The sequence below is a fragment of the Pseudomonas sp. 7SR1 genome (assembly GCF_900156465.1).
In the GTDB taxonomy this organism is placed as follows: domain Bacteria; phylum Pseudomonadota; class Gammaproteobacteria; order Pseudomonadales; family Pseudomonadaceae; genus Aquipseudomonas.
The window spans coordinates 1097036-1119074 of record NZ_LT707064.1; the positions used below are offsets into that span (position 1 = coordinate 1097036).

The following is a 22039-nucleotide window of genomic DNA, read 5'->3' on the forward strand; positions in this document are numbered from 1 at the left end:
GGCCGAGGCCAGGTTTTTTTATGGGCGGCTGCTTTTAACCGTTGAACACGTCATCCACGCTCTTGAGCGGGTAGTTCTTCGGGTACGGCAGGGTGGCCACGCCGGTCTCGATCGCGGCCTTGGCCACAGCGTCGGAGATCAGGGTGATCAGGCGAGCGTCCATAGGTTTCGGAATGATGTACTCACGACCGAATTCCAGCTTGATGCCGCCGTAGGCGTCGCACACTTCCTGAGGCACCGGCAGCTTGGCCAGTTCGCGCAGGGCGTTGGCGGCCGCGACTTTCATTTCTTCGTTGATGCGCTTGGCGCGTACGTCCAGGGCGCCGCGGAAGATGAACGGGAAGCCCAGTACGTTGTTGACCTGGTTCGGGTAATCCGAACGGCCGGTGGCCATGATCACGTCGCTACGGGTGGCGTGAGCCAGTTCCGGGGAGATTTCCGGGTCCGGGTTCGAGCAGGCGAACACGATCGGGTTCGGCGCCATGCGCAGCAGGTTTTCCGGGCTCAACAGGTTCGGACCCGAGAGGCCGACGAAAACGTCGGCGCCGTCCAGCGCTTCAGCCAGGGTGCGCTTGTCGGTGGCGTGGGCGAAGACCGCCTTGTACTGGTTCAGGTCGGTACGGCCGGAGTGGATCACGCCGGTACGGTCGACCATGAAGATGTTCTCGATCCGGGCGCCCATGCTCACCAGCAACTTCATGCAGGAGATGGCCGCGGCACCGGCGCCCAGGCAGACGATCTTGGCTTCCGGCAGGGTCTTGCCGGCGATTTCCAGGGCGTTGATCATGCCGGCCGCAGTCACGATGGCGGTACCGTGCTGGTCATCGTGGAACACCGGGATATCGCACTGTTCGATCAGGGCGCGCTCGATCTCGAAGCACTCGGGTGCCTTGATGTCTTCCAGGTTGATGCCACCGAAGGTGATGGAGATACGCTTGACGGTGTCGATGAAGGCCTGCGGGCTTTCGGAATCGACTTCGATGTCGAACACGTCGATACCGGCGAAGCGCTTGAACAGGACACCCTTGCCTTCCATGACCGGCTTGGAAGCCAGTGGGCCCAGGTCACCCAGGCCGAGAATCGCGGTGCCATCGGAAATGACTGCAACCAGGTTGCCCTTGCCGGTGTACTTGTAGGCCAGCTCAGGGTCGCGAGCGATTTCGCGTACTGGTTCGGCTACGCCGGGGCTGTAGGCCAGCGACAGATCGCGGGCAGTAGCGGTGGCCTTGGTGAGCTCGACACTCAGCTTTCCTGGACGAGGATTAGCGTGATATTCGAGAGCGGCAGTTTTCAGATCAGACATGTGGGCATTCCGCTTTTTACTGTGTTGGACAGACGGACCGCCGAGGATACGCCCCTCGCAAAGTCCCTACAAGACTGACCAGTCACCGCTGTCAAGCGCCCTGCCCTACGACTTTGGGCCTAGAGCCGCGAAACACAAGGGCTTGATGCATACAATACACATTAAAAATGTCTACAATTTTTATCGAGGCAGGGCGGTCAACATGGCCGGATCGGTCAATGGCAGCAACCAGCGCTCCCGTCCCGGTTCCAGGGCTGCGCGCCGCGATCGATCCACCACCCAGCCACGCGCCTCGACCTGCCGGCCCTGGAGGCGCTCAAGCGAAGCCATATCGAAACGGTTCGCCACATCGGGAGCGACACGCAATACAACCGCCCCCTCCATTTGCAGCCAGATTCCGCCACGATTGCGCCTGATCGTGTTCACGCGGCCGCTGAGCACGGCGAAGCCGGGAGCCTGGATCTGTTGCGTCTTGAGCACGGGTGACTGTTTCCATAGCCCAAGACGCGCCTCGCGAGCCTGGCGTTCGGCGGCACCCTGGCAATCCGCCAAGCCGGTATTCGGTGCCACCGCCACATGAAACCCCAACCCCTCGGCGAGCAGTTGCGCTTCGAGGTTACGGCCGTCAGCGTCATAGACATGAGCCAGGGTTCGCCCATAGCGATCGCGACCCTGCTGGCCAGGAAGCAACCCCACCTGCCCGTCGCTGGCCGCCACCAGCGCTTCGAGACGCCGACGGGCCGCAACGGCAAAAGGCTCGTCGGATCGTCCCTGCCGCCCCAGTTCCGGGCTGTTGAGACCGATCATGCGCACGCTTCGGCCATCCGCCAGGCGCAGGGTGTCGCCATCCACCACCCGCTGCACCTTCACCCGGGCCAGCCCTGCCGGGGCCGGACAGAAGGCCTCGGCCCCGCCCAGCCAAATCGCGGACACAAAAAAGGCGCCCACAAGGGACGCCTTTTTCATCAATCTGGAGCCGCCGGAACGAGCCTCCAAAATGATCAGCCTCAGGCCTTTTTGGTAGCGCCGAAAGCACCGAAACGATCGGCGAACTTCTGAACGCGACCACCGGTATCCAGAGTCTTTTGCTTACCGGTGTAGAACGGGTGGCATTCGTTGCAAACGTCGATCGCCAGGGCTTTGCCGTAGGTCGAACGGGTTTCGAACTTGTTGCCGCAGCTGCAGGTTACGGCAACCACTGGGTATTCTGGATGGATATCGGTCTTCATGGTGTTTCCCTCAGGCTAGCGTGCCGCCACCCAACACTATTGTTGAATACCGCACGTAATTAGGGCGCGGATTCTACCAGACATCGACAATGACGCAAGCTGTCGCTTGTACCAACCGTCTGCTAGGCTCGCGCCCTCATGCACACCCTCGCTCCCACAAGGGTTGTGCCAAGCTTTCCGCCATTTTTCTGTTTATCGAGACCTCGCGTGTCCGACGCCATCCTGCGCCTCGCCCTGCCTTCGCCCCTGCGCCGACTGTTCGACTACCGCGCTCCGGCCGGGGTCCCGCATGACCGGTTGCAACCCGGCATGCGCTTGCGGGTACCGTTCGGCCGGCGGGAGATGATCGGCATCCTGGTGGAAGTCACCGATCACAGCGAGGTCCCGGCCGACAAGCTCAAGCCGGCCCTGGCGCTGCTCGATGCCACGCCACCGCTGCCGGCGTCGCTGTTCAAGTTGTGCCTGTGGACCGCCCAGTATTATCAGCACAGCCTCGGCGACACCTTGAGCTGGGCACTGCCGGTGCTGCTGCGCCAGGGTGAGCCGGCCGAGGCGCGCCAGGAACGGTTCTGGTCTGTGGCGCCGGGCGCCTCCACGGACGATCCGCGCATCGCCCGTGCCCCGCGTCAACGCGAAGCGCTGGCGACCCTGGCCCAGCATCCCCATGGGGTGGCCCATCAGTTGCTGAGCAAGCTGATGCTCAGCAAGGACAGCCTCGATTTGCTGCTGGCCAAGGGCCTGGTCCAGGTGGAGGTGCGCAGGCACATCCCGGGCGCCCGCCACGAGCATTGGCTGGCCCAGCCGGAACTACCGCTCAATGCCGAACAACGGGCCGCCTGCGAGGCGATTCGCGCGGGCTTCGACAGCTACCACGCGTTCCTGCTCGCGGGCGTCACGGGCAGCGGCAAGACCGAAGTCTACCTGCAGTTGATCCGCCAGACCCTGGAGGCGGGCAAGCAAGCCTTGGTGCTGATCCCGGAAATCAACCTCGGCCCGCAGACCCTGGCGCGCTTCGAGCAACGCTTCAACGCCCGGATCGCCCTGGTGCACTCGGCGGTCAACGACCGCGAGCGCCTGGAGGCCTGGCTAGCTGCCCGCGACGGCGAGGCCGACATCATCATCGGCACCCGCTCGGCCCTGTTCACGCCGATGAAGAATCCCGGCCTGATCATCATCGACGAAGAACACGACGGCTCCTATAAACAGCAGGAAGGCCTGCGCTATCACGCCCGCGACCTGGCGCTGGTACGCGCCCGCCAGGAAAACATCCCCATCGTCCTTGGCTCGGCGACGCCCTCCCTGGAGAGCCTGCACAATGCCTACACCGGTCGTTATGGCCTGCTGCGCCTGAACGAACGGGCCGGCGGTGCCAAGCAGCCACGCTTCCTGCGCCTGGACGTGAAAAGCCGTCCGCTGGACAGCGGCATCAGCGGCCCGATGCAACAAGCCATCGGCCAGACCCTGGCCGCCGGGCAACAGGTGCTGGTGTTCCTCAATCGCCGGGGATTCGCTCCGACCCTGCTGTGCCACGACTGCGGCTGGATGTCCGGGTGCGAACGCTGCGACGCGCGGATGACCGTGCACCAGCGCCATGGGGAGTTGCGTTGTCACCACTGCGGCCATAGCGAGCGCGTGCCGAGGCATTGCCCGCAGTGCGGCAAGGTGGACCTGCGCCCGGTGGGTGCTGGCACCGAACGCGCCGAGGAGCGGCTGGGCATCCTGTTTCCCGACTATCCGGTGCTGCGGGTGGACCGCGACAGCACCTCGCGCAAGGACGCGATGAACCACCTGTTCGCCACGATCCAGAAGGGCCAGCCGTGCATCCTGGTGGGCACCCAGATGCTTGCCAAGGGGCATCATTTCCCGCGGGTCACCCTGGTGGCGATCCTGGATGCCGACGGCGGGCTGTTTTCCGGCGACTTCCGCGCCAGCGAGCGCATGGCGCAGCTGATCGTCCAGGTTGCGGGCCGAGCCGGACGAGCCGAGGAGCCGGGCAAGGTGATTATCCAGACTCACCTGGCGGACCATCCGCTGCTGATACAACTGACCGAGCAAGGCTACTTCGCCTTCGCCGAGCAGGCATTGAGCGAACGGCGCGGCGCCGGCCTGCCGCCGTTCGCCCACCTGGCGCTGTTGCGGGCCGAAGCCCACAAACCCGGGCAGGCCGAAGGCTTCCTCGACGAGGCCTGTGGCGAGGCAGAGCGCTTGCTGGCCCAGCAGAACCTCACCGGGATCGAACTATTGGGCCCGGTACCGGCTCCGATGGAGCGCCGGGCCGGGCGCTACCGGGCCCAGCTTTTATTACAGGCCAACGCCCGGGCACCGCTGCACCGCCTGTTGAGCGCCTGGCTGCTGGTGCTGGAACAGATGCCCAGCGGGCGGGCGGTACGCTGGTCGCTGGACGTGGACCCGGTGGACTTGTATTGAATGGACCGCAAGCCTGCCCCCCGGTGGGAGCAAGCTCACACAGGGGATCGCGTGCATCCAGGCCAGCAAGAATAGTCACCACACAACCCCAACCGACCCGCTACAGTTGGCAAGCTCGTCCGGGCCACGGATAATGCCCAGTTTTTCCACCAGCGCATCGAAGCGCCGCCGCGCCTGCGGTTGAAAGAGAAGACCATGAAAGACACCATTCGCCAGCTCATCCAGCAAGCCATCGCCCAACTCGTCACTGAAGGTGTGCTGCCAGAAGGCCTGTCGCCGGCGATTCAGGTCGAAAACACCCGCGACAAGACCCACGGCGACTTTGCCAGCAACATCGCCATGATGCTGGCCAAGCCGGCCGGCATGAAGCCGCGGGACCTGGCCGAGAAAATCATCGCCGCGCTGCCGGCCGACGAGAACGTTTCCAAGGCGGAGATCGCCGGTCCCGGGTTCATCAATTTCTTCCAGAACACCCAGGCCCTGGCTTCGCGCCTGGACGCGGCCCTGGCCGACGAACGCATCGGGGTTCGCAAGGCCGGCCCGCTGCAGCGCACCGTGGTGGACCTGTCGGCCCCCAACCTCGCCAAGGAAATGCACGTCGGCCACCTGCGTTCCACCATCATCGGCGACGGCGTGGCCCGGGTACTGGAATTCCTCGGCGACACCGTGATTCGCCAGAACCATGTCGGCGACTGGGGCACCCAGTTCGGCATGCTGATGGCCTACCTGCAGGAAAACCCCATCACCAGCGATGAACTGTCGGACCTGGAGAACTTCTACCGCGCCGCCAAGCAACGCTTCGACGAATCCCCCGAGTTCGCCGACCGCGCCCGCGGCCTGGTGGTCAAGTTGCAGGCCGGCGACGCCGAGTGCCTGGCGCTGTGGACCCGGTTCAAGGACATCTCCCTGTCCCACTGCCAGAAAATCTACGAGCTGCTGAACGTTAAGCTGACCATGGCCGACGTCATGGGCGAAAGCGCCTACAACGACGACCTGATCAACGTGGTCAATGACCTCAAGGCCAAGGGCATGCTGGTGGAAAGCAACGGCGCCCAGTGCGTGTTCCTCGACCAGTTCAAGACTGCCGACGGCGAACCGCTGCCGGTGATCATCGTCAAGGCAGACGGCGGCTACCTGTACGCCACCACCGACCTGGCCGCCGTACGCTACCGCAACAGCGTGCTCAAGGCCGATCGGGTGTTGTACTTCGTCGACCAGCGCCAGGCCCTGCACTTCCAGCAAGTGTTCGAAGTGGCACGCCAGGCCGGTTTCGTGGCCCGGCCGATGGAAATGGAGCACATGGGCTTCGGCACCATGAACGGCGCCGATGGCCGCCCTTTCAAGACTCGCGACGGCGGCACGGTGAAGCTGATCGACCTGCTGACCGAAGCCCAGGAACGCGCCTATACCCTGGTCAAGGGCAAGAACCCGGACCTGGCCGAGGATGAGCTGCGCAAGATCGCCAAGGTGGTGGGCATCGACGCGGTGAAATACGCCGACCTGTCCAAGCACCGCACCAGCGACTACAGCTTCAACTTCGACCTGATGCTCAACTTCGAAGGCAACACCGCGCCATACCTGCTGTACGCCTACACCCGTGTGGCGGGCGTGTTCCGTAAACTCGGCAAAGGCCTCGATGAAGTGGACGGGCGGATCGTGCTCCAGGCCCCACAGGAGCAGGAGCTGGCGGCGAAGCTGGCGCAGTTCGGCGAAGTGCTCAACAACGTCGCCGACAAGGGCACGCCACACACCCTGTGCGCTTATCTGTACGATGTGGCCGGCCTGTTCTCCAGCTTCTACGAGAACTGCCCGATCCTCAACGCCGACACCCCCGAGCAAATGCAAAGCCGCCTGCGTCTTGCCGCGCTGACCGCGCGCACGCTCAAGCAGGGCCTGGAACTGCTGGGCCTGGAAACCCTGGAGCGCATGTAAGTTGGCCGCCAAGAAAAAACCTGCACCCAAGCGCGGCGCCAGTCGTTACCAGCCCCCGGCCAAGAAGCCGATTCCGGGCTGGTTGTGGATGGCCATCGGCCTGACCGTTGGCGCTTTCATAGTGTTCCTGATGAAGCTGGAGCCGGGCCAGGGCGATGACGTCAAGCGCGTCCGCCAGGAGCAACAGAAAGCCACGCGCATCGCCGAGGCCAACAAGACCCCGCCGAGCCCGACGCAACCGGTGAAGCCCAAGTACGACTTCTACACCCTGCTGCCGGAATCGGAAGTCATCGTGCCGCCCGAGGCGGTGCCGGAGAAAACCCTGCCGACTCCGCAAGTACCCGCCACGCCGGTGACACCGGCCGAAGCGGCGAAGATCGACACCGCCCGTGCCCAGGCGGCCCTGGCCGGCATTACGCCGCCACCGGCCCCTCCCGTGCAGAAAGCGGCCCCGGTGACGAAGTTTTTTCTGCAGGCTGGCTCCTTCCGCAAGGAAGCCGATGCCGACAAGGTGCGGGCACAGATCATCCTGCTGGGCCAGTCCGTGTCGGTGGAGTCCGGCACGGTGAAGGATGAGACCTGGTACCGGGTGCTGGTCGGCCCGTTCAGCAATCGCGAAGAGCTGACCAAGGCGCAGAAACAGCTGGCTGGCAGTGGTTTCAGCAACCTGTTGTTACAACAACGCCAGAGCCGCTGATCGCACACGGTGGCCACCCGAGCGACCCACTGTGGCGAGGGGATGAGCGAAACGCACCGCTCATCCCCTCTGGGCCCCCACGGTTGAAAAAAACCATACCACCCCCATATGAGTTTTCATCCGGGCATTTTCGCCCCGCTGCGTGGAGACTCTTCCCTTGACCACCATCGTTTCAGTCCGCCGTGATGGCAAAGTCGTCATGGGTGGCGACGGCCAGGTTTCACTGGGCAACACCGTGATGAAAGGCAACGCGAAGAAAGTCCGTCGCCTGTACCACGGCCAGGTCATCGCCGGTTTTGCCGGGGCCACCGCCGACGCTTTCACCCTGTTCGAGCGCTTCGAAGGCCAGCTTGAAAAACATCAGGGCCACCTGATTCGTGCCGCCGTCGAACTGGCCAAGGAATGGCGCACCGACCGCTCCCTGAGTCGCCTCGAAGCGATGCTCGCGGTTGCCAACAAGGACGCCTCGCTGATCATCACCGGCAACGGCGACGTGGTCGAACCCGAAGACGGCCTGATCGCCATGGGCTCCGGCGGTGCCTACGCCCAGGCGGCCGCCAGCGCACTGCTGAAAAAGACCGACCTGTCGGCCCGGGAGATCGTCGAGACTGCCTTGAGCATCGCCGGCGACATCTGTGTCTTCACCAACCATACCCAGACCATTGAGGAGCAGGATCTCGCGCAATAAGCCTGTTTCGGCCCAGCGCCACGGCTCATTCCTGCTCGAGGACCGTCAATTACCATGTCCATGACTCCCCGCGAAATCGTCCACGAACTCAACCGTCACATCATCGGCCAGGACGATGCCAAGCGCGCCGTAGCCATCGCCTTGCGCAATCGCTGGCGCCGGATGCAACTGCCCGAAGAGCTGCGCGTCGAAGTGACCCCCAAGAACATCCTGATGATCGGCCCGACCGGCGTCGGCAAGACCGAGATCGCCCGCCGCCTGGCCAAGCTCGCCAACGCGCCGTTCATCAAGGTCGAAGCCACCAAGTTCACCGAAGTCGGCTATGTCGGCCGCGACGTCGAGTCGATCATCCGCGACCTGGCCGATGCCGCCATCAAGCTGTTGCGCGAACAGGAAATCACCAAGGTGCGCCACCGCGCCGAAGATGCCGCCGAAGAGCGCATTCTCGATGCGCTGCTGCCGCCGGCGCGCATGGGCTTCAACGCCGACTCCGCCGCGACCCAGGATTCCAACACCCGCCAACTGTTCCGCAAGCGCCTGCGTGAAGGCCAGTTGGACGACAAGGAAATCGAGATCGAAGTCGCCGAAATGGCCGGCGTCGATATCTCCGCGCCGCCAGGCATGGAAGAGATGACCAACCAGCTGCAGAGCCTGTTCGCCAATATGGGCAAGGGCAAGCGCAAGAGCCGCAAGCTCAAGGTCAAGGAAGCGCTGAAGCTGGTACGCGATGAAGAGGCCAGCCGCCTGGTCAACGAAGACGAACTGAAAGCCAAGGCCTTGGAAGCAGTCGAGCAGCACGGCATCGTATTCATCGACGAGATCGACAAGGTCGCCAAGCGCGGCAATGTCGGCGGCGCCGATGTATCCCGCGAAGGCGTGCAGCGCGACCTGCTGCCGCTGATCGAAGGCTGCACGGTCAACACCAAGCTGGGCATGGTCAAGACCGACCACATCCTGTTCATCGCCTCCGGCGCGTTCCACCTGAGCAAGCCGAGCGACCTCGTACCGGAGCTGCAGGGTCGCCTGCCGATCCGTGTGGAGCTCAAGGCCCTGTCGCCGGAAGACTTCGAGCGCATCCTGAGCGAGCCCCATGCATCACTGACCGAACAGTACTGCGCGCTGCTCAAGACCGAAGGCCTGAACATCGAGTTCGCGCCGGAAGGCATCAAGCGCCTGGCGCAGATCGCCTGGCAGGTCAACGAGAAGACCGAGAACATCGGTGCCCGTCGCCTGCACACGCTGCTGGAACGCCTGCTCGAGGAGGTTTCGTTCAGCGCCGGCGACCTGGCCAGCGCCCACAACGAAGCGCCGATCCGCATCGACGCCGAGTACGTCAACAGCCACCTGGGCGAACTGGCGCAGAACGAAGACCTGTCGCGGTATATCCTGTAAGCCACCGACAGATGTCCGGCACCAGTGAGAGCGAGCTTGCTCGCGATGGCGGCATAACATTCAACCCATGAGTTGACTGTCAAACCGTTATCGCGAGCAGGCTCGCTCCCATATGGACCGTGTCGCTTTTGCAGATCAAGGCATCCTTCCGAGACGGATCACAGGCCATGACCAAACTCCCCACCGCCATCAACCTGCACAAAGCCTCCAAGACCCTGACGCTCAGATACGCGCCGGACGAGGAGTACCACCTGCCCGCCGAATTCCTGCGGGTGCACTCGCCTTCCGCCGAGGTCCAGGGCCACGGCAAACCCATCCTGCAATATGGCAAGCTCAACGTTGCCCTGACCAAGGTCGAGCCGGCCGGCCAGTACGCACTGAAACTGACCTTCGACGACGGCCATGACAGCGGACTGTTCACCTGGGACTACCTGTACCAGCTGGCGGTGCGCCAGGAGGACCTGTGGAACGATTATCTGGCCGAACTCAAGGCGGCCGGAAAAACCCGCGACCCGAACGAGTCCGTCGTCAAGCTGATGCTCTAGCTCAAGGGCTGGCGCTTTAGGGCGCATTTTCTAGACTCATCTGCTTGAATCCCCCCGCGGCGAGGTCAATGACTGGCCTGCTTGCGAAAAAAATCAAACTCGGGTAACCAATGGACCTGGCAAGTTCCCTGCAAAGGAACTGGGGAGTTCCTTTGCATATGCTTCCTCATTGAGATCGATGCGGAATTAACGGTCACCCGAGCAGCGTACCCGCCATGGGCTGTGCGGCTTTTACGGCATGGTCCGGGTACTCGTCTGACAATGGAGCGTCGTAGATGAGCAACAAAAACAACGATGACCTGAAGAACCAGGCCTCGGAAAATACCCTGGGCCTGAATCCCGTCGTCGGCTTGCGCAGAAAAGACCTGCTGGCCTCCGCCAGAATGGTGCTGACCCAGACCCTCAAGCAACCGCTGCACAGCGCCCGGCACGTCGCCCATTTCGGCGCCGAGCTCAAGAAGGTGCTGTTCGGCCAATCCGAGCTGCAGCCTTCGAGCGATGACCGTCGCTTCACCGATCCGGCCTGGAGCCAGAATCCCCTCTACAAGCGTTATCTGCAGACCTACCTGGCATGGCGCAAGGAGCTGCACGCCTGGATCGATGACAGCAACCTCCCGCCCCAGGACATCAGCCGCGGGCATTTCGTGATCAACCTCATGACCGAAGCCATGGCGCCCACCAATACCGCGGCCAACCCGGCGGCGGTCAAGCGCTTCTTCGAAACCGGCGGCAAGAGCCTGCTGGACGGCCTGTCCCACCTGGCCAAGGATCTGGTACACAACGGCGGGATGCCGAGCCAGGTCGACATGGGCGCATTCGAGGTGGGCAAGAGCCTGGGCGTGACCGAAGGCGCCGTGGTATTCCGCAACGATGTGCTGGAGCTGATCCAGTACCGCCCCATCACCGAGCAAGTCCATGAGCGACCGCTGCTGGTGGTGCCGCCGCAGATCAACAAGTTCTATGTCTTCGACCTCAGCCCGGACAAGAGCCTGGCGCGCTTCTGCTTGCGCAGCAATGTGCAGACCTTCATCGTCAGCTGGCGCAACCCCACCAAGGAACAGCGCGAATGGGGCCTGTCCACCTACATCGAGGCCCTCAAGGAAGCAGTGGATGTGGTCACGGCAATCACCGGCAGCAAGGACGTGAACATGCTGGGCGCCTGCTCCGGCGGCATCACCTGCACCGCCTTGCTGGGCCATTACGCCGCACTCGGCGAGAAGAAGGTCAACGCCCTGACCCTGCTGGTGAGCGTACTCGACACCACCCTGGACACCGACGTGGCGCTGTTCGTCGACGAGCAGACCCTGGAGACCGCCAAGCGCCACTCCTATCAGGCCGGCGTGCTCGAAGGCCGCGACATGGCCAAGGTCTTCGCCTGGATGCGCCCCAACGACCTGATCTGGAACTACTGGGTCAACAACTACCTGCTGGGCAACGAACCACCGGTATTCGACATCCTGTTCTGGAACAACGACACCACGAGGCTCCCGGCGGCGTTCCACGGCGACCTCATCGAGATGTTCAAGACCAACCCGTTGACCCGGCCCAATGCACTGGAAGTGTGCGGCACGCCGATCGACCTCAAGCAGGTCACGTCCGACATCTTCGCCCTGGCCGGAACCAACGACCACATCACCCCGTGGAAATCCTGCTACAAGTCGGCGCAGCTGTTCGGCGGCAAGGTGGATTTCGTGCTGTCGAGCAGCGGCCATATCCAGAGCATCCTCAACCCGCCGGGCAACCCCAAGTCACGCTACATGACCAGCGAGGACATGCCGGCCAAGGCCGAGGACTGGCAGGAAAACTCCACCAAGCACACCGACTCCTGGTGGCTGCACTGGCAGGCCTGGCAGGCCGAACGCTCGGGCAAGCTGAAAAAGGCACCCAGCGTGCTGGGCAACAAGACCTATCCGGCGGGTGAAGCGGCGCCTGGCACGTATGTGCACGAGCGGTGATTGAGGCAACTCGTCTGCTGCGGGGGTGGGATGGCTCACGAATATATCCCGCCAGCCGACACTGAATGCAAGGCCCACAGCACTGGCGAACATAGAACCCATGTTCACAGCGCCCCCCTGTGGGAGCGAGCTTGCTCGCTCCCACAGGGGATCCGGGAAAAAATGAATGACAGTGACCCAACCCACAGGGCTTGAAGCATGCCGCAACCGTACATCTTCCGTACCGTCGATCTGGATGGCCAGACCTTGCGCACCGCGGTACGTCCCGGCAAGCCTCACTTGACGCCTCTGCTGATTTTCAACGGCATCGGGGCCAACCTGGAGCTGGTATTTCCGTTTATCGAGGCCCTGGATCCGGACCTGGAGGTCATCGCCTTCGACGTCCCCGGAGTGGGTGGATCGTCGACGCCCAGCCGCCCGTATCGCTTCCCGGGCCTGGCAAAGCTCGCCGCGCGGATGCTCGACTATCTCGACTACGGGCAGGTGAGCGTGGTCGGTGTGTCCTGGGGCGGAGCCCTGGCCCAGCAGTTCGCCCACGATTATCCGGAGCGCTGCAAAAAGCTGATCCTGGCGGCCACCGCCGCCGGGGCGGTGATGGTGCCCGGCAAACCGAAGGTGCTGTGGATGATGGCAAGTCCGCGTCGCTACGTTCAGCCATCGCACGTGTTGCGCATCGCCCCGCTGATCTACGGCGGCTCGTTCCGCCGCGACCCGCACCTGGCCACCAGCCATGCGGCCAGGGTCCGCTCGGCGGGCAAGCTCGGTTATTACTGGCAACTGTTCGCCGGCCTGGGCTGGACCAGTATCCACTGGCTGCACAAGATCCATCAGCCGACCCTGGTCCTGGCCGGCGACGACGACCCACTGATCCCTTTGATCAACATGCGCCTGCTGGCCTGGCGCATTCCCAATGCCCAGTTGCACATCATCGATGACGGCCATCTGTTCCTGATTACCCGGGCCGAGGCCGTGGCCCCCATCATCATGAAGTTTCTGCAGGAAGAACGTCAGCGGGCGGTCATGCATCCGCATCCCTCGCCGCACGGTGGCGGCTGACACCGCCTGTCGCGCGAGGCAGGACGCCGAAGCGCGCAACTTCCGAAACAGCGGCTATGTTGTCTGGTTCGGAGTGTTTGTTTTCGGGCTTTGCATGACGGGTTGCGCAAGCACTTTTCATCCAGAGCCTCAGCCTGATGACGAAGGAGTTGACTGATGCGCGACAAGCCGACGAAAGATTCGATGCCCGTCCCCGCCAACTTCATGAACGCACAAAGTGCGGTCACCGGCCTGCGGGGCAGGGACCTGCTGTCTACCTTGCGCAGCGTCGCCGCCCATGGCCTGCGCAACCCGGTGCACAGTGCCCGGCACGCATTGAAGCTGGGCGGTCAGCTGGGACGCGTCCTGCTGGGGGAAACCCTGCACCCCACCAGCCCGCACGACAAACGCTTCGCCGATCCCACCTGGCAGCTCAACCCTTTCTATCGCCGGAGCCTGCAGGCCTACCTGAGCTGGCAGAAACAGGTGAAGAGCTGGATCGACGAATGCGACATGAGCGCCGATGACCGCGCCCGCGCTCACTTCGCCTTCGCCCTGCTCAACGATGCCGTGTCTCCTTCCAACACCTTGCTCAACCCGCTGGCCGTCAAGGAGTTCTTCAACTCCGGCGGCAACAGCCTGGTGCGTGGCATCAGCCATCTGTTCGACGACCTGCTGCACAATGACGGGATGCCCCGGCAAATCAGCCCCCATGCCTTCGAAGTGGGCAAGACCCTGGCGAACACGCAGGGCGCGGTGGTGTTTCGAAACGAGATGCTGGAGCTGATCCAGTACCGGCCCATGAGCGAAAAGCAATACGCCAAGCCATTGCTGATCGTGCCGCCCCAGATCAACAAGTTCTACATCTTCGACCTGAGCCCTTCCAACAGCCTCGTCCAATACGCACTGAAAAACGATTTGCAGGTGTTCATCATCAGTTGGCGCAACCCCGACGTGCGTCACCGCGAATGGGGCCTGTCCAGTTATGTCGAGGCGACGGAAGAAGCGATGAACGCCTGCCGGGCGATCACCGGCGCCCGCGACGTCAACCTGATGGGTGCGTGCGCCGGCGGGCTGATCATCGCGGCCCTGCAAGGCCATCTGCAAGCCAAGCGCCAACTGCGCCGGGTCGCCAGCGCCACATACCTGGTCAGCTTGCTGGACAGTGCGATCGACAGCCCGGCCACGCTGTTCATCGACGAGCAGACCCTCGAAGCCGCCAAGCGCCGCTCCTACCAGAAGGGTGTGCTCGATGGCCGGGACATGGCCCGGGTATTCGCCTGGATGCGTCCCAACGACCTGATCTGGAACTACTTCGTCAACAACTACCTGCTGGGCAAGGAGCCGCCGGCCTTCGACATTCTCTACTGGAACAACGACTCCACACGGCTACCGGCGGCCTATCACGGCGACCTTCTGGATTTCTTCAAGCACAACCCGCTGACCCGCCCCGGCGGGCTCGAAGTGTGCGGTACGCCGATCGACCTGCAGAAGGTGACCGTGGACAGCTTCAGCGTGGCCGGTATCAACGACCACATCACGCCCTGGGATGCGGTGTATCGCTCGACGCTGCTGTTGGGCGGTGAGCGCCGCTTCGTGCTGTCCAACAGCGGCCATATCCAGAGCATCATCAACCCGCCCGGCAGCCCCAAGGCCAACTACGTCGAGAATCCGAAACTGAGCGGCGATCCACGGGCCTGGTACTACGATGCAAAACACGTCGAGGGCAGCTGGTGGCCTCAGTGGCTGGGCTGGATCCAGGAGCGCTCCGGGGCCCGACGGGAAACCCAGATGACCTTGGGCAATGCGAATTACCCGCCTATGGACGCGGCGCCAGGCACCTATGTACGTGTGCGCTGAAGGCCACGACGTGCGGCCTGCTCATCGGCCGTGGCAATCCATCGACAAGAGGACCGGATGAAGACCCGTGATCGCATCCTTGAATGCGCCCTGCAGTTGTTCAACGACAAGGGCGAGCCGAACGTTTCCACCCTGGAAATCGCCAATGAGCTGGGTATCAGCCCTGGCAACCTCTACTACCACTTCCATGGCAAGGAGCCACTGGTGCTGGGGCTCTTCGAGCGTTTCCAGGCCGAACTGTCCCCGCTGCTGAATCCACCCGCCGATGCGCAACTGGCACCGGAAGACTACTGGTTGTTCCTGCACCTGATCGTCGAGCGCCTGGCCCAGTACCGGTTCCTGTTCCAGGACCTGTCGAACCTGGCCGGCCGCCTGCCGAAACTGGCCAAGGGCATCCGCCAGTTGCTCAATGCACTGAAACGAACCCTGGCTTCCCTGCTGGCACAGCTCAAGGCACAGGGCCTGCTGGTCAGCGATACCCAGGCCCTTGGACAACTGGTGGAACAGATCACCCTGACCTTGCTGTTCTCGCTGGACTACCAGCGGATACTGGATCGCGAGGGCGAGGTCCGGCTGGTGGTCTACCAGATCATGATGCTGGTAGCACCGCACCTGCCGCCGTCGGCCAAGGTGGCGACCGAACGGTTGGCGTTGCGCTATCTCGAAGACCCCGAATGACACCTGTGGGAGCAAGCCCGCTCAGCGCCGCTCCCCATCTGCCAAGCAAACAAAAACGCCCGACCTGAACAGGCCGGGCGTTTCGTTGTGTCCTGCAATCAGGACTGACTGGTAGGCGTCGATGGAGCCGGCGCTGGAGTCGGGGTGGCGACCGGGGCTGGAGCCGAGGCCGAGTTCGCCGTGCTCGCGACGCTTGCCGGAGCTGCAGGCTTGGCGACCGCTGTTGGCGCCTTGAGGGCGGCAGCTTTTGGCGTGGCCGGTTTTTTCGCTGCGGGTTTTTTCGCCGCGGCGGGTTTCGCGGCTGCTTTCACCGCCGGCTTGGCGGCAGGCTTGGCTGCGGGTTTGGCAGCAGGTTTCGCAGCCGCTGTTTTAGTCGCAGGTTTAGTCGCAGGCTTGGCTGCCGCTTTGGCTGCTGGCTTGGCCGCTACCGGTTTGGCCGCTGCCTTGGCTGCAGGCTTGGCCGCGGCGGTTTTGGTCGCGGGTTTGGCTGCTGCTTTCACCGCAGGCTTGGCAGCGGTTTTTGCCGCAGCCTTGACCAGTGGCTTGGCTGCCGTCTTGGCAGCCGGCTTGGCCGCAGCAGTCTTGGAGGCCACCGGAGCGACCTTGGCCCCGGTGAGTTTTTCGATTTGCTTGGTCAGGGCATCGACCTTGCTGTGCAACGCCTTGACTTCACTGTTGCTCGGCACGCCCAGGCGGGAGATCGCACTGTTCAGGCGCTTGTCGAAAGCCCCTTCCAGCTCGTCCCACTTGCCCAGCGCACGATCCTTCACGCCGCTCATTCGCGACTTGGCGGACCCGGCAGAGTCCTTGGCCGCATCGACCTGTTTGGTGACCGCCGTCTTGGTGAGTTTTTCGGCCTTCTCGCCGTCCTTAACCAGGGACTCGAAGAGTTTGCTGCCGTCAGTGTCGATCTTCGAGTACACGCCTAAACCAGCAAGCCAGATCTTGCGGGAATATTTTTCAATCTTCCCGGCCCACGAGCTGCTTTCTTTTTCGGTGATTTTTTTGCCAGCCATCCCGTTCTCCTTAATGTTTACGCGCCACACGTTCGAGCAATGCCGTCAGCTCATCGAGCTTGGCAGAGAGTGCCTCAACGTCATGTTTAGACGGAATGCCGATGCGATTCAAGGCACTTGCAACACGGGCGTCGAATACCTTTTCGACTTTATCGAGCTGAACTTCAACCCTGGCCTTGAAAGTATTTGCTTCGGCCTTGGCTTCGTTCAGTTCGCTATTGGCTGCCTGAAGTTTCCCGGCGATGTTCTTTTTGCCTTTAGTTTCAACAACTTCACCCGCCTTGATCAGCTCCTGGAAGTACTCGCTACCTTCCTGTCCGACCTTGACATAGGCGCCCAGGCCAGCCAGCCAGATCTTGCGCGCATAGGTTTTCACGTCGCTCAGGGTGGAAGATTCGATGTCGGTTTTTTTCTTCAGAACAACTTTGGCCATGGTGCACCTCACTGGAAAACAGATGGGATGAACGGCCCGCTGGGGGTCGGGCTCAGGGCAAAAGTAGTGACAATAATTAGAAACGGCACCCTAACAACGGAACACAAATCCGGATGACGATGATTTCCCTGTGAGAGCGAACCTGCTGGCGATGGCGCAGTGTCAGCCAAACTTGATGTGACTGGAACAATGCAATCGCAAGCAAGCTCGCTCCCGCTGGGTGGGGTGGTGAATTTCAACTTTGCATTCACCGCCCTTTCGGTCGATCAAGCCAACGCCTTATCCAGCGCCTTTTCGATTTCGCTCTTGATCGTGCCGCTCATGGCCGACATCAACATGCCCAGTTCCACATCGACGCGGATCGAATCCTCGCCTACATGCACTTCGCCCTTGACCCCGGAGCGCTTGAGTTTCAGGGTATCGCCTTCCCACTGCGGTTCCAGTCCATAGCTGTCGGACAACTTCTGCGCCAGCTTGTCGGCTTTCTCTCGTGCCGCTTCCTTGCCCAGGCCATGGGCACGTTCAACCGTTATACGGGCCATCGGATGACTCCTGTTTTATCGGGACTTGCCGGTAAGCTTCTGACCCTGACTGCGTCAAAACGTCCCGGCGGTGGTTCATCTTACCTTCAGCCTTGCCAAGACAAAGCCCTTCACCGGGGATTAGAATGTCCCGCATTCTTTTTTGGTGACAGCGATATGACTGATCAGCGCAAAGGCAGCGATGCCGAACCCACCACTCACTTCGGCTTCAAGAACGTGCCGGAAAGCCAGAAGGCGGAAAAAGTCGCTGAGGTTTTCCACTCGGTAGCCGCCAAATATGACTTGATGAACGACCTGCTCTCCGGCGGCATGCATCGTCTGTGGAAGCGTTTCGCGATCGAACTGTCGGGGGTGCGCAGCGGCAACCGCGTGCTGGATATCGCCGGCGGCACGGGTGACCTGACGAAGAAGTTCTCCCACATCGTCGGCCCGACCGGCCAGGTGGTGCTCGCCGACATCAACGAATCCATGCTCAAGGTCGGCCGCGACCGCCTGCTGGACCTGGGTGTGGCCGGCAACGTCGAATTCGTCCAGGCCGACGCCGAGAAGCTGCCGTTCCCCGACAACCATTTCGACTGCGTGACCATCGCCTTCGGCCTGCGCAACGTCACCCACAAGGAAGACGCCCTGCGCTCGATGCTGCGCGTGCTCAAGCCCGGCGGTCGCCTGCTGGTGCTGGAGTTCTCCAAGCCGACCAACGCGTTGATGTCCAAGGCCTACGACGCTTACTCGTTCGCCTTCATGCCGCTGATGGGCAAGCTGATCACCAACGACGCGGAAAGCTATCGCTACCTGGCCGAATCGATCCGCATGCACCCGGACCAGGAAACCCTGAAGTCAATGATGGTCGAGGCCGGTTTCGACCGCGTGACCTATCACAACATGACTTCGGGCATCGTGGCCCTGCACCGCGGTATCAAGCCCTGATGCTGCTCACCGGCCTGCTCGCCAGCGTCGAACTCGGCATCAACCGGGTCCTGCGCCTGGACAGCACGGCGCTGGCGCGCCTGACGCACCTGAGCGGCAGGGTGATCGCCGTGGACTGCCGCAGCCCGGCCTTGCGGCTGTTCATCCTGCCCAGCGACGAAGGCCTGATGCTCGCCGCCCACTGGGAAGCCGAGGCGGACTGCACCCTGCGCGCCCCGGCATCGAGCCTGCTGAACCTGGCCTTGAGCAAGGACAAGACAGCGGTGCTGCACAGCCCCGACGTGGAGCTGGACGGCGACAGTGGCGTGCTGCTGGAACTGGCGAAGATTCTCCAGGACCTGGAACTGGACTGGGAATACGAACTGTCCCGCTGGCTCGGCCCGGTGGCCACGCAATTGCTCGGCAGCCACCTGCGCAGCCGCACCCGCTGGTACCGCCAGGGCTTTGCCAGCCTGGGGCAGAATCTGAGCGAATACCTGGCCGAGGAATCGCGTACGCTTGTTGGCCGCCGCGAAGCCGAAGCCCGTTTTAGTGAACTGGACCGGATCAAACTCGATCTGGACCGACTCGAGGCGCGTTTCGAGCGCCTTTCCCGATCCCTTGAACCCAAGCGATAACGCATGAAGCTGCTTGCCGTCCGCCGTCTGTTGCGCATCCAGCGCGTCGTGATCCGCTACCGCCTCGATGACCTGCTGTTCGCCCTGCCGCTGCCCTGGTTCCTGCTGGCACTGCGTTTCGTGCTGCCCTGGCGTTGGTTTCCCCGTCGCACGCTGGAGCTGAGTCGCGGTGCGCGCCTGCGCCTGGCCTTGCAGGACCTGGGGCCGATCTTCATCAAGTTCGGCCAGATCCTTTCCACCCGGCGCGACCTGCTGCCCGAGGACATCGCTGACGAACTCATGCTGCTGCAGGATCGCGTACCACCGTTCGATTCCAAACTGTCGGTGGCGCTGATCGAGGAGCAACTGGGCAGGAAGGTCAGCGAAGTGTTCAGTCGCTTCGACGTCGAACCGCTGGCCTCGGCGTCGGTGGCCCAGGTCCATGCCGCGCAGCTCAAGAGCGGTGAAGAGGTGGTGGTCAAGGTCATCCGCCCGGGTCTCAAGCCGATCATTGCCCAAGACCTGGCGTGGCTGTTCATCCTCGCCCGCGCCGCCGAGCGGCTGTCGGCCGATGCGCGCCTGCTGCATCCGGTGGACGTGGTCCAGGACTACGAGAAAACCATCTACGACGAACTCGACCTGCTGCGCGAGGCCGCCAACGCCAGCCAGTTGCGGCGCAACTTCGAAGGCTCGCCGTTGCTCTACGTGCCGCAGGTCTACTGGGACTGGTGCCGCCCGAAAGTGCTGGTGATGGAGCGCATCTACGGGATCCAGGTGACCGACCTGGCGACCCTGGCCGACCAGCGCACCGACATGAAGCTTTTGGCCGAACGCGGCGTGGAAATCTTCTTCACCCAGGTGTTCCGCGACAGTTTTTTCCATGCCGACATGCACCCGGGCAACATCTTCGTCAGCACTGTGCAGCCCTGGAGCCCGCAGTACATTGCCATCGACTGCGGCATCGTCGGCAGCCTGACACCCGAAGACCAGGATTACCTGGCCCGCAACCTCTTCGCGTTCTTCAAGCGTGACTACCGCCGCGTCGCCCAGTTGCACATCGACTCCGGCTGGGTACCGGCCGAGACCAAGCTCAACGAATTCGAAGCGGCGATCCGTACCGTGTGCGAGCCGATCTTCGAAAAACCGTTAAAAGATATTTCATTCGGTCAGGTGCTGATGCGCCTGTTCCAGACCGCGCGTCGCTTCAACATGGAGGTCCAGCCGCAACTGGTACTGCTGCAGAAAACCCTGTTGAACATCGAAGGCCTCGGTCGCCAGCTGTACCCGGACCTCGACCTGTGGAACACCGCCCAGCCTTTCCTGGAACGCTGGATGCGCGAACGCGTCAGTCCCAAGACCTTGCTGGGCAACGTGCAGAGCCAGTTCGAGCAGATCCCGCACCTGGCCAACATGACCCGAGACCTGCTCGAGCGCATGTCCCAACCCCATGCCCAGGATCCATCGCCCCCCTGGAAACGACGCAAGGACGACTGGTTCCTGCGCCTGCTCGGTGCCGCGCACCTGGGTGGCGGCGCGGTGGTGGCGGCCGGTGGACCACTGAGCGAGCTGGGGCATTGGCCCGCCATTGTCATGATGGTGGTCGGTCTGTATCTGGTCGTTCGCCGATAGCAGGAATCAGCCGCAAGCTTTAAGCTGCAAGCCACAAGCTCCATACATACATAAATCTGCTTTTTACTTGCAGCTTGAAGCGCAAAGCTTGCCGCTGCCGTCAGGACCAACGATGAAAAACTGGCAGGACGAGATCAAATGGGACGCCGAAGGCCTCGTGCCGGCCATCGCCCAGGATCACAAGACCGGACGCGTGCTGATGATGGCCTGGATGAACCGCGAGGCACTGGCCCTGACCGCTGCCGAGAACCGCGCCATCTATTGGTCACGTTCCCGTGGCAAGCTGTGGCGCAAGGGTGAAGAGTCCGGGCATGTGCAGCACCTGCATGAGATGCGCCTGGACTGCGACGGCGACGTCATCATCCTGATGGTCGAGCAGGTCGGTGAGATTGCCTGCCACACCGGCCGTCAAAGCTGCTTCTATCGCGTCTTCGAGAACGGCGACTGGAAAACCGTCGACCCGGTGCTCAAGGACCCGCACGCCATTTATTCAGGACATACCCATGAGTGACACCCTGACCCGCCTGGCCCAGGTGCTGGAAGAGCGCAAAGGCGCCGCGGCCGACAGCTCCTATGTCGCCAGCCTGTACCACAAGGGCCTGAACAAGATTCTGGAAAAAGTCGGCGAGGAATCGGTCGAGACCATCATCGCCGCCAAGGACGCCGCCATCAGCGGCGACTGCAGCGACGTGATCTACGAGACCGCCGACCTGTGGTTCCACAGCCTGGTCATGCTGGCCCAACTGGGACAGCATCCACAGGCCGTACTGGATGAACTGGACCGTCGCTTCGGTCTGTCCGGGCACGTCGAGAAAGCCTCGCGCCCGTCCGCCTGATCAACTTTTGAGAGGAATAGCCACATGGGCATTTTTGACTGGAAACACTGGCTCGTCATCCTGGTAGTCGTGGTGCTGGTATTCGGTACCAAGAAACTGAAAAACCTCGGCACCGACGTGGGCGAGTCGATCAAGGGCTTTCGCAAGGCCATGAACGACGACGAAAAACCGGCCGACCCGACGGCGGCTCCCGCCCAGCCCGTGCAGCCGACACAGCCGGTACACCCCCAGGCGGCCCAGCCGGTGAATGCGCCACACACCATCGATGTGCAGGCACAGAAAGTCGAAGAGCCGACCCGCAAAGACTCGTGAGCACTGA

General features: G+C 62.6%; 21 protein-coding genes and 1 pseudogene. 16 read left to right on the forward strand and 6 right to left on the reverse strand.

Annotated features, from left to right (window positions below; genetic code table 11):
* Positions 1-34: 34 nt before the first annotated feature.
* From BW992_RS05010 to rpmE, 3 genes are all read right to left on the reverse strand, one after another.
* Positions 35-1303 (reverse strand): malic enzyme-like NAD(P)-binding protein, encoded by a 1269-nt coding sequence (locus BW992_RS05010; protein WP_072397979.1) that lies wholly within the window; start codon positions 1301-1303, stop codon positions 35-37.
* A 180-nt stretch (positions 1304-1483) separates the two neighbouring features.
* Positions 1484-2269, reverse strand: coding sequence for a thermonuclease family protein (locus tag BW992_RS05015; protein ID WP_072459091.1), 786 nt, complete (start codon positions 2267-2269; stop codon positions 1484-1486).
* Between the two features lie 41 nt (positions 2270-2310).
* Complete coding sequence (gene rpmE, locus BW992_RS05020; RefSeq protein ID WP_072397977.1) at positions 2311-2532, reverse strand: 50S ribosomal protein L31; 222 nt, start codon at positions 2530-2532, stop codon at positions 2311-2313.
* 207 nt (positions 2533-2739) lie between these two features.
* Here rpmE and BW992_RS05025 point away from each other — a divergent pair, with 207 nt between their 5' ends.
* From BW992_RS05025 to BW992_RS05070, 10 genes are all read left to right on the forward strand, one after another.
* Positions 2740-4959, forward strand: a complete 2220-nt coding sequence (locus BW992_RS05025; RefSeq protein ID WP_076405712.1) for a primosomal protein N' — start codon at positions 2740-2742, stop codon at positions 4957-4959.
* Positions 4960-5154: 195 nt separating this feature from the next.
* Positions 5155-6891 carry an arginine--tRNA ligase gene (gene argS / locus BW992_RS05030; protein ID WP_072431664.1) on the forward strand — a complete coding sequence of 579 codons (1737 nt, stop codon included), beginning with the start codon at positions 5155-5157 and terminating at the stop codon, positions 6889-6891.
* 1 nt (position 6892) lies between these two features.
* Positions 6893-7588 (forward strand): SPOR domain-containing protein, encoded by a 696-nt coding sequence (locus tag BW992_RS05035; RefSeq protein ID WP_072397974.1) that lies wholly within the window; start codon positions 6893-6895, stop codon positions 7586-7588.
* 157 nt (positions 7589-7745) lie between these two features.
* Positions 7746-8276: an ATP-dependent protease subunit HslV gene (gene hslV / locus BW992_RS05040; protein WP_072397973.1), complete on the forward strand. Its 531-nt coding sequence runs from the start codon at positions 7746-7748 to the stop codon at positions 8274-8276.
* A 54-nt stretch (positions 8277-8330) separates the two neighbouring features.
* Positions 8331-9668, forward strand: a complete 1338-nt coding sequence (hslU, locus tag BW992_RS05045; RefSeq protein ID WP_072397972.1) for an ATP-dependent protease ATPase subunit HslU — start codon at positions 8331-8333, stop codon at positions 9666-9668.
* A 167-nt stretch (positions 9669-9835) separates the two neighbouring features.
* A complete protein-coding gene (locus BW992_RS05050) occupies positions 9836-10213 on the forward strand; it encodes a gamma-butyrobetaine hydroxylase-like domain-containing protein (protein ID WP_072397971.1) in 378 nt (125 codons plus the stop codon).
* Between the two features lie 275 nt (positions 10214-10488).
* Complete coding sequence (gene phaC, locus BW992_RS05055; RefSeq protein ID WP_072397970.1) at positions 10489-12168, forward strand: class II poly(R)-hydroxyalkanoic acid synthase; 1680 nt, start codon at positions 10489-10491, stop codon at positions 12166-12168.
* Positions 12169-12366: 198 nt separating this feature from the next.
* Positions 12367-13224: a poly(3-hydroxyalkanoate) depolymerase gene (gene phaZ / locus BW992_RS05060; protein WP_072397969.1), complete on the forward strand. Its 858-nt coding sequence runs from the start codon at positions 12367-12369 to the stop codon at positions 13222-13224.
* 156 nt (positions 13225-13380) lie between these two features.
* Positions 13381-15063, forward strand: coding sequence for a class II poly(R)-hydroxyalkanoic acid synthase (phaC, locus tag BW992_RS05065; protein ID WP_072397968.1), 1683 nt, complete (start codon positions 13381-13383; stop codon positions 15061-15063).
* Positions 15064-15120: 57 nt separating this feature from the next.
* Positions 15121-15741, forward strand: coding sequence for a TetR/AcrR family transcriptional regulator (locus BW992_RS05070; RefSeq protein ID WP_076405714.1), 621 nt, complete (start codon positions 15121-15123; stop codon positions 15739-15741).
* Positions 15742-15839: 98 nt separating this feature from the next.
* Here the strand turns inward: BW992_RS05070 and BW992_RS05075 are convergent, their stop codons facing one another.
* The 3 genes from BW992_RS05075 to BW992_RS05085 form a co-directional block, all read right to left on the reverse strand.
* Entirely contained in the window at positions 15840-16757 is a 918-nt protein-coding gene (locus tag BW992_RS05075; protein ID WP_076405716.1) for a phasin family protein, read from the reverse strand.
* A 10-nt stretch (positions 16758-16767) separates the two neighbouring features.
* Positions 16768-17190, reverse strand: coding sequence for a phasin family protein (locus BW992_RS05080; RefSeq protein ID WP_072397965.1), 423 nt, complete (start codon positions 17188-17190; stop codon positions 16768-16770).
* Positions 17191-17456: 266 nt separating this feature from the next.
* On the reverse strand, positions 17457-17732 hold the full coding sequence (locus tag BW992_RS05085) for a polyhydroxyalkanoic acid system family protein (protein ID WP_072397964.1): 276 nt from the start codon (positions 17730-17732) through the stop codon (positions 17457-17459).
* Positions 17733-17888: 156 nt separating this feature from the next.
* On the opposite strand from BW992_RS05085, the gene ubiE reads away from it, so the two are divergent.
* From ubiE to BW992_RS05115, 6 genes and pseudogenes are all read left to right on the forward strand, one after another.
* Complete coding sequence (gene ubiE, locus BW992_RS05090) at positions 17889-18659, forward strand: bifunctional demethylmenaquinone methyltransferase/2-methoxy-6-polyprenyl-1,4-benzoquinol methylase UbiE (protein ID WP_072397963.1); 771 nt, start codon at positions 17889-17891, stop codon at positions 18657-18659.
* Positions 18659-19283, forward strand: a pseudogene (locus tag BW992_RS05095) (ubiquinone biosynthesis accessory factor UbiJ). Before ubiE ends, BW992_RS05095 begins: the two are co-directional and overlap by 1 nt.
* Positions 19280-20884 (forward strand): ubiquinone biosynthesis regulatory protein kinase UbiB, encoded by a 1605-nt coding sequence (ubiB, locus tag BW992_RS05100; RefSeq protein WP_072397961.1) that lies wholly within the window; start codon positions 19280-19282, stop codon positions 20882-20884. Before BW992_RS05095 ends, ubiB begins: the two are co-directional and overlap by 4 nt.
* A gap of 112 nt (positions 20885-20996) precedes the next feature.
* Positions 20997-21395: a phosphoribosyl-AMP cyclohydrolase gene (hisI, locus tag BW992_RS05105; RefSeq protein ID WP_046064118.1), complete on the forward strand. Its 399-nt coding sequence runs from the start codon at positions 20997-20999 to the stop codon at positions 21393-21395.
* Positions 21388-21720, forward strand: coding sequence for a phosphoribosyl-ATP diphosphatase (locus tag BW992_RS05110; protein WP_003186671.1), 333 nt, complete (start codon positions 21388-21390; stop codon positions 21718-21720). The genes hisI and BW992_RS05110 overlap by 8 nt, the downstream gene beginning before the upstream one ends.
* 24 nt (positions 21721-21744) lie before the next feature.
* The gene (locus BW992_RS05115; RefSeq protein ID WP_053147776.1) at positions 21745-22032 is read left to right on the forward strand and encodes a twin-arginine translocase TatA/TatE family subunit; all 288 of its coding nucleotides are present in this window, start codon (positions 21745-21747) and stop codon (positions 22030-22032) included.
* Positions 22033-22039 lie beyond the last annotated feature (7 nt).